5 protein-coding genes are annotated in these 6,803 nt (G+C 61.7%); 1 reads left to right on the forward strand and 4 read right to left on the reverse strand.

Features of this window, described 5'->3' with window-relative positions:
- Nucleotides 1-112: 112 nt before the first annotated feature.
- The 4 genes from GV818_RS32235 to GV818_RS32250 all read right to left on the reverse strand — a co-directional run bounded on the left by GV818_RS32235 (nucleotide 113) and on the right by GV818_RS32250 (nucleotide 5,687).
- Entirely contained in the window at nucleotides 113-1,174 is a 1,062-nt protein-coding gene (locus GV818_RS32235) for an ABC transporter substrate-binding protein (RefSeq protein WP_161758416.1), read from the reverse strand.
- A gap of 44 nt (nucleotides 1,175-1,218) precedes the next feature.
- A complete protein-coding gene (locus tag GV818_RS32240; RefSeq protein ID WP_161758417.1) occupies nucleotides 1,219-2,343 on the reverse strand; it encodes an ABC transporter ATP-binding protein in 1,125 nt (374 codons plus the stop codon).
- A 301-nt stretch (nucleotides 2,344-2,644) separates the two neighbouring features.
- Nucleotides 2,645-3,274: a response regulator gene (locus GV818_RS32245; protein WP_161758418.1), complete on the reverse strand. Its 630-nt coding sequence runs from the start codon at nucleotides 3,272-3,274 to the stop codon at nucleotides 2,645-2,647.
- A gap of 13 nt (nucleotides 3,275-3,287) precedes the next feature.
- Nucleotides 3,288-5,687, reverse strand: coding sequence for a PAS domain-containing sensor histidine kinase (locus tag GV818_RS32250; protein ID WP_161778570.1), 2,400 nt, complete (start codon nucleotides 5,685-5,687; stop codon nucleotides 3,288-3,290).
- Nucleotides 5,688-5,761: 74 nt separating this feature from the next.
- Here GV818_RS32250 and GV818_RS32255 point away from each other — a divergent pair, with 74 nt between their 5' ends.
- The gene (locus GV818_RS32255) at nucleotides 5,762-6,751 is read left to right on the forward strand and encodes an alpha/beta hydrolase family protein (RefSeq protein ID WP_161778571.1); all 990 of its coding nucleotides are present in this window, start codon (nucleotides 5,762-5,764) and stop codon (nucleotides 6,749-6,751) included.
- The last annotated feature ends 52 nt before the right edge of the window (nucleotides 6,752-6,803 follow it).

Raw genomic sequence — 6,803 nt, forward strand, 5'->3', positions numbered from 1 at the left:
AAACCACCGCAGGTAGGAGCCGGCCTGCCCGCGAACCCGGCGTATCAATCAACAACGATGGTGCTGCTGATGACGCCTTCGCGGGCGAGCCCGCTCCTACAACAGAGGCTGGTTACTTGGCTGCCCAGGCGTTGAAGCGCTGTTCCAGTTGCTCACCGTTATCAGCCCAGAAGCTGACGTCGATCTGCACCTGGTTGGCGATGTTTTCCGGGGTGGTCGGCATGTCCTTGAGAACGTCCTTGGCCAACAGCGGCACGGCCTGGGTATTGGCTGGACCGTAGGCGATGTTCTCCGAATAGATTTTCTGTTGTTGCGGTTGCACCGAGTAGGCGATGAATTTCTTCGCTGCCTCGGCGCGGGCCTTGTCCAGGCCCTTGGGAATGGCCCAGGCATCGAAGTCGTAGATGCCGCCGTTCCAAACGATCTTCAGATTGCTTTCCTTCTGCACCGCGGCGATCCGACCGTTGTAGGCCGAGCTCATGACCACGTCGCCGGAAGCCAGGTACTGCGGTGGCTGGGCACCCGCTTCCCACCACTGAATGTAAGGCTTGAGTTCATCGAGTTTCTTGAAGGCTCGGTCCTGGCCATCTTTGCCTGCCAGTACCTTGTACACGTCCTTGGGTGCAACACCGTCGGCCATCAGGGCAAATTCCAGGGTGTACTTGGCGCCCTTGCGCAGGCCGCGCTTACCCGGGAATGTCTTGGTATCCCAGAAATCGGCCCAGCTGCCTGGTGGTGCTTTCAGCTTGTCGGCGTTGTAGGCCAACACGGTGGACCAGACGAAAAAGCCCACCCCGCACGGCTGGATGGCGCCCTTGACGTAGTCTTCACTCTTGCCGAACAGCGCCGGGTCCAGTTGCTCGAACATGTCCTCGTCACAACCGCGGGACAGCTCAGGGGATTCAACCTCTACCAGGTCCCAGGACACGCTCTTGGTATCGACCATGGCCTTGATCTTGGCCATTTCGCCGTTGTATTCGCCGGCAATGATCTTGCCATTGCCCGCTGCTTCCCAAGGGGCATAGAAGGCTTTGACCTGAGCCGCCTTGTTCGCCCCACCAAAGGACACCACGGTCAGGTCCGAACCCGCCGCCATGGCGTGCGCCGCACCCAGCATGCCCAATGCCACAGCGATAGCGCCAAGCGGGGCGGTAAATTTCAGGGATCTCAACATTTATTGTGTTCTCCACGTGCAGGTTGGTGTTGCAGGGGGGGCGATCAATTCGCCTCTAGAAGCGGATCGAGCGCGCGAACGTGCTCGACTTGCCAGCCAAGCGGAACCACGTCGCCCACCGCCAGCGCAGGATCGAGCTCGGCAATCGGCTGTTTGACGAAAAAGTCGCTCTTGCCACAGACCTCCAAGCGCACTCGGACGTGGTCGCCCAGGTAGATGAATTCCGCCACCCTCCCAGAGAAGCGGTTGCTGCAACGTTCACTGGAGCCATTGAGGCTTACCCGCTCCGGGCGGATGGACAGGGTCACGGGCCCGCCGACCTGACCGACATTCACCGCCAACGCCTCGACTTTCTCGCCACGCCCCAGTTCCACCACGCAGCGCTCGCCGCTATGGCTGTGGAGACGACCGTTAAGACGATTGTTCTCACCGATGAAGTTGGCCACGAAGGTGTTTTTCGGTTCTTCGTAGAGGGTTCGCGGCGGCGCAATCTGCTGGATCTCGCCCTGATGGAACACCGCCACACGGTCGGACATGGTCAGGGCTTCGCCCTGGTCGTGGGTCACATAGACCACGGTCAAGCCCAGACGCTGGTGCAGGTGCTTGATCTCCATCTGCATGTGTTCACGCAGTTGCTTGTCGAGAGCCCCCAGGGGCTCGTCCATCAGCACCAACTGCGGCTCGAACACCAGGGCCCGGGCCAGGGCCACCCGCTGCTGTTGGCCGCCGGACAACTGCGCCGGGTAGCGCTGGGCGAAGGCATCGAGCTGCACCATGCTCAGCACGCGCTTGACCCGTTCGCTGATGTCAGTCTTGCTCAGGCCGCGCACAGACAAGGGAAAGCCGAGGTTCTCGGCCACAGTCATGTGCGGGAACAAGGCGTAGTTCTGGAACACCATGCCGATATCGCGCTTGTGCGGCGGCACATTGTTGATCGAGCGCCCGGCCAACTGGATCTCACCGGCGGTTGGGGTTTCAAACCCGGCCAGCATCATCAGGCTAGTGGTCTTGCCGGAGCCGGACGGCCCCAACAGGGTGAGGAACTCGCCTTTGCGAATTTCCAGGTTGAGGTCTTTGACGATCAGGTTCTCGCCGTCGTAGCTCTTCTGCACTCCGCGAAAGCTGACCAGAACATCGTTGGCCCCAGCGCTTGAATCGACCTCGCTCATACCCACACCTTTTGTTTTAGACGGCTGTGGGACAAGCCTAGTAGAGCCCGCAGCCCCCGAAAATCGGGGGGTAGGAGAGATTCGCCTCAGCCACCTGGAAGGTTGTGTGTAGGGATCGCCCTACAAGGATGGCGGGATTGGATAAGAGCGGCAGCGAGTATCCAGCGGCAAGCTGCAAGAACAGGCAAAAGCCCGAGGGCGGAGATGTCGCAAATGGATATGTACCCTTCCCCTCTGTGGGAAAGGGCACCGGCTGTAACCAGGGGGTTTTCTCACTGGACCGCGAAGTCGCCCCATCGCATCAGAGCAACTTGTGCTCCATCGCGTACTTCACCAACTCGGCCAGGGAGGTGATGTTGAGCTTCTGCATCAACCGCGCCTTGTGGGTACTGATGGTCTTGCTGCTGAGGGCCAGTTGCTGGGCGATGTCGTTGACATTGGCCCCCTGGGCCAGACGCTCGAAGACCGAAAACTCGCGCTCGGAAAGCAGCGAATGCAAGGGCCGGGAGTCGGTCAGGCCGACCTCGAAGACCATCCGGTCCGCGAGGTCCGGATCAATATATCGACCGCCGGAAGCGACCTTGCGAATTGCCGTCAGCAACAGCGACGGGTCGCTGTCCTTGGTGGCGTAACCGGCGGCGCCGATCTTCAGTGCCCGGGCCGCCATCTGCGCCTCGTCATGCATCGACAGCACCAGGATCGCCGGTGGATTGTTCAAGGCACGTATTCGTGGAATGGCCTCCAGGCCATTTACCCCAGGCATGGAGATGTCCAGCAACACCACCTCACAGGGCACCTGACGCAGGGTTTCCAACAGTTGCTCGCCGTTGCTCGCCTCGCCCACGACCAACAAATCCTTGGCCAGGCCAATCAGTTGCTTGATGCCTTCGCGGACAATGGTGTGGTCTTCAGCTACCAGTACACGGATCACGCGCGTCTCCTCGTTATTGTTTTATGTCCAGAGGCACCCGGACGCTCAGGGTGGTGCCTTCGCCCTGCTCACTGTGCAGCCGCAGGCTACCGCCCATGATCAGCACGCGTTCACGCATGCCCACCAGACCAAATGAGGTCGGGCGCGCAGAAGCGGTGTCAAACCCCAGGCCGTCATCACTGATGCTCATGCACAACTCGCCCTCTTCCAGGGTCAGGCTCAGCTCCACAGTATGCGCCTGGGCATGGCGCATGACGTTGGTCAGGGCCTCCTGGAGAATGCGGAACAGGCCGATGGCCTTGGCGTCACTCAGTTGCGGCAGATTATCCGGTACCTGGACCAGGCACGGGATCTGCGTGCGCGCCTCGAAGCGTCTGGCCTGCCATTCGATCGCCGAGGCAATGCCTGCATCGAGGATCGGCGGACGCAGGGCCGTGGCCACGTCCCGCACCAGCTGGAACAATTGGGCGATCAGGCGCTTCATGCTGTTGAGCCGCTCATGCAGACCTGGGTCGAGCTGGGCGTAGGCCAGCTCACACATGGAGGTTTCCAGCTTGAGCACGGTGAGCATCTGCCCCAGTTCGTCGTGGACTTCCCGGGCAATGTGGGCTTTTTCTTCTTCGCGCACGCTTTCCAGGTGCGCCGACAACTCGCGCAGCTGTTCACGAGAACTGGCCAATTCCAGCTCGATGCGCTTGCTTTCGCTGATGTCCCAGACGATGCCGTCCCAAACGAAGGTGCCATCATCCAGGCGCCGGGTAATGGCCTTGATTTCGGCCCAGCGTTGCTGGCCCTGGCGAGTCAGGATGCGGCCCTGCCAGGACCAGTCGCTGTCAGTGTCCAGGGCCTGATCCTGGGTCAGGTGATAGCTAGCCTTGTCATCCGGGTGCACCAGGCTGCGCAGGCCTTTGTCCCTGTGGCCGAGCACCGCCGGCGAATAGCCCACCAGGGTTTCACTGCCTTCACTGATGTAGGCAAAATCGATCTGCCCGGTGACCGGTGCCCGCTCCAGGCGGAACACCAGGCCTGGCACATTGGCCGCGATGCCCTGCAAGCGCGCCTCACTCTCGCGCAGGGCTGCCAGAGCTCGGCGGCGCTCGGTCACGTCGTTGAGGTAGACCACCAGGTATTCACTGTCGCGAAAGCGCAGGAAACTCAAGGACACATCCGTCGGCAGGATGCTGCCGTCTGCCCGCACACATTGGGTCTCAAAACTTTGCACCCCCTCCTCGCTGGCCCGGGCACGCTTCCACAGGTTGAGCCAGCGGTCCATGTGCAAGTTGGGTTCGAAATCGATCAATGGGCGTTCGACCACGCCCCCTGCCGGGTAGCCAAGCATCTCTTCGGCGGCGCGGTTGGCATAGCGCACATGGCTGTCCCAGTTGACCCAGAGAATGCCCACGGTGCTCTGGTCGATGGAGAACTGGGTCAGGCGTAGCGCCTCCTCATTGGCAGCCCGCAGAGCGATGTCCTCCCGCGCCGCCAGCAGCCGCTGTTCCAGGCCGCGTTGCTGACGACGCTGCCAGAAGACGATCGCCAGACTGGCCAACAGCAGGATCACCAGCAATAGGCTGAGGTTCTGCCAGACCCCGGGAGACTCACTCAAACGCGGATATTTGGGCTGCAGCCAACGACTGTGGAGCTGTTCCAGCTCTTTGGCCGGAATCGCGTGCAAGGCCGTCTCGACGATGCTGGCCAGCTCTGGCCAATCGCGCCGCGTCGCCACCCGCAACAGCTGCGGCAGGCCTATATCCCCCACCACCGCCAGCCCGGCAAACTCCGCCTCCCCTGACAAGCGACTGAGTTGCGCCTCATCCACCACCGCATAACGAGCCTGTTGGCTCAGCAGCAACTGCAAGGCCTGACGCTCCAGAGGAACTCCTTGCAGGTTCAGGTTGGGATAGGTCAGGCGCAGATAGTCGGCGACGGTGCTGGGCATGCGCACCGCGACCCGGGCCTGGCTGTCGAGTTTTTCCAGCTCCACGACTCCTGCGCCCTTGCGCTCCCCCACCACCAGTTGTGGCACTCGCATATAGGGGTCGCTGAACAACCACAGGCGCAGGCCGGCTGGGGTCTGCGTCAGGCCTGGAGCCATGTCCACTTCGCCGTCACGCAGGGCTTTCTCCAACTGCGCCTGATCGGGAAAGTTACGCCAGCTCAGCTCAATGTCCAGGGCCTTGGCCAGCGCCTGCATCAATTCGACGTTGGCCCCCGACAGGCGCTGCAGGCGCCGATCGTACTGGGCGAACGGTGCCTGCAACACCAGACCTACGCGCAACTCGGGGTGCTGTTCCAACCACTGGCGTTGCTCGTGACTCAACGGCGCGATCGGCCCATTGGACGCTGGCGCCGCCTCTCCTATCAAGGGAAGGCACAGACAGCCGATAAGCAGAAGGCAGCGAAAAAGCATCATCTGAAGTCTCACACCCTGACAAATACTGACCAACCCATTAGGCTGCCGGAATTACTTCTGGCCTGGAATATCCGATGCCCTTTGTCCACCGCTCGGCACTGCCTGCATTGTGCCTGTCGCTGATCCTGCCTTGGACCTTTTCTGTGGAAGCCGCCGATCCGGCCCCGGACCCCAAAAGCACTGAGCAACAGCCGGCGCAACGCCAACCCCTGCCTGAGCGTAGCCAGGAGGAAGCCGCGGCCCTGGAGCGCCAGCTTCCCGCCCAGGAACAACAGCAACTGCAAACCGGCGGCGACAGCTTCCTGGCGCTGTGGAAGCCGGCCAACACCAGCGAACCCAAAGGCGTGGTGATCATCATCCCTGGTGCGGGCGAGAGTGCCGACTGGCCGCAAGCTATTGCACCACTGCGCAACAAGTTGCCGGACACTGAATGGGGCAGCCTGAGCCTGAGCCTTCCCGACATGCGCAGCGACGCCGCGCAACCACGGGTTGTCGAAGCTGCACCGGCGCCCACGGACAAGGCCAATACGGCCAAGGACGCCAGCACCGAAGCCAAGCCCATCGAACAAGTGGCCGGCGGTGAATCCGAGGTGGCGGATCGCGTGGTGGCGCAAAGCACGGAAGAACAAGTCAAGGCAGATGCCGAGCGCATCTTTACCCGGATCGACGCGGCCCTGGCCTTCGCCGAACAGCAGAATGCCCGCAGCATCGTACTTCTCGGCCATGGCACCGGCGCTTACTGGGCTGCACGCTACCTGAGCGAGAAACAACCGTCACAGGTGCAAAAACTGGTCATGGTGGCGGCGCAATCACCGGCCAATGGCCAACCGCAACTGGTGGAACTGACCCCGACTTTGAAACTGCCGACCGCCGACTTCTTCTACGTCGACAAGCCCCAGGCGCAGAAAGCCGCCCTGGAAAGGCTGCAAGCCAGCAAGCGCTTGAAGCACTCGAACTTCAGCCAGATTCCCCTCAAGGCTTTGCCAGGCAACCAAAACGCCCAGCAAGAACAACTGTTCCGTCGAGTTCGTGGCTGGCTGAACCCACAGAACACTGACCGCTGAGAGCAGCAGGCCGCCATTGCCTGACAGGCAGCGGCGGCCCACCCAACACCCC

It is taken from the genome of Pseudomonas sp. Fl4BN1 (assembly GCF_009908285.1).
GTDB lineage: Bacteria > Pseudomonadota > Gammaproteobacteria > Pseudomonadales > Pseudomonadaceae > Aquipseudomonas.